The organism is Cupriavidus sp. KB_39, assembly GCF_052114485.1.
GTDB lineage: Bacteria > Pseudomonadota > Gammaproteobacteria > Burkholderiales > Burkholderiaceae > Cupriavidus.
Genome location: NZ_JBFREV010000146.1, coordinates 1 through 819 on the forward strand (window position 1 = coordinate 1; position 819 = coordinate 819).

Annotated in this window: 2 protein-coding genes; one reads left to right on the plus strand and one right to left on the minus strand. The window is 68.3% G+C overall.

The genetic code is table 11. The features are described from left to right. A partial coding sequence (locus tag AB4Z27_RS29190; RefSeq protein ID WP_441646003.1) for a ChaN family lipoprotein occupies positions 1-374 on the plus strand: 374 nt, incomplete at its 5' end. 134 nt (positions 375-508) lie between these two features. Here the strand turns inward: AB4Z27_RS29190 and AB4Z27_RS29195 are convergent. Next, the coding region (locus AB4Z27_RS29195; RefSeq protein ID WP_441646004.1) for a T6SS phospholipase effector Tle1-like catalytic domain-containing protein at positions 509-819 on the minus strand (311 nt) is incomplete at its 5' end.

The following is an 819-nucleotide window of genomic DNA, read 5'->3' on the forward strand; positions in this document are numbered from 1 at the left end:
GCGCGCTGGGGCTGGACAAGCCGCTGCCGATGGAAGTCGTGGCCGCGCAGACCGCGACGCTCGATGCCGGCCATTGCGGCAACTTCCCCAAGGCGATGCTGCCCGGCATGCTCAACGCCCAGGCCGCCCGCGACGCCGTGATGGCCCGCACGCTCGCCCCCTACGCCAGCCGCGGCGCCGTCCTGATCGCCGGTAACGGCCACGTACGCCGCGACCTCGGCGTGCCCCGCTGGATCCGCGCCGACGCCGCGAAAGTGCTCAGCGTGGGCTATCTGGAGGATGGCAGCGGCGGGGAAGGCTTCGACGAGGTGGTACGCGTGGCGCCGATGGAGCGGAAGGACCCTTGCAAGGAGGCGGTGGTGAAGCCGCGGTAGGCGTTTGATTCGTGGCTGACCTCATCGGCCACGGTCTCGCCGTCGAGGAGGGCTGGTACCGCAGGCGGCACAACCACGGCGAGCCAGTGCTGAAATCGGTGTAGGAATTCGAGGACTTTGAGCTAATTGGGGGCTCAATACACTTGCCGGTAGCGGAAGTAGCCGTTGGTGACGCGCCGGGGCTCCATGAGCCCGCCCATCCGGAATCCGCATCGGGAGTCGTGGACGTAGTCGTCCATCAAGGCGCGAACCGCCGGGGGCACGGCGAGCGAATGGGTGGCATGCTCGAGCATGTGGTGAGTCTCGGCGTCCACGGGCTCGGTTACGTCATCCTGCAACACGCGCAGGACGGCAGCGCCGATGGGGTTAAGGGTGCCGACGAGGTCAGTCTGCGACGACCCGGCATGCTGCAAGCGGCGGCGCAGGGCCGTAATGTGCTCGGCGA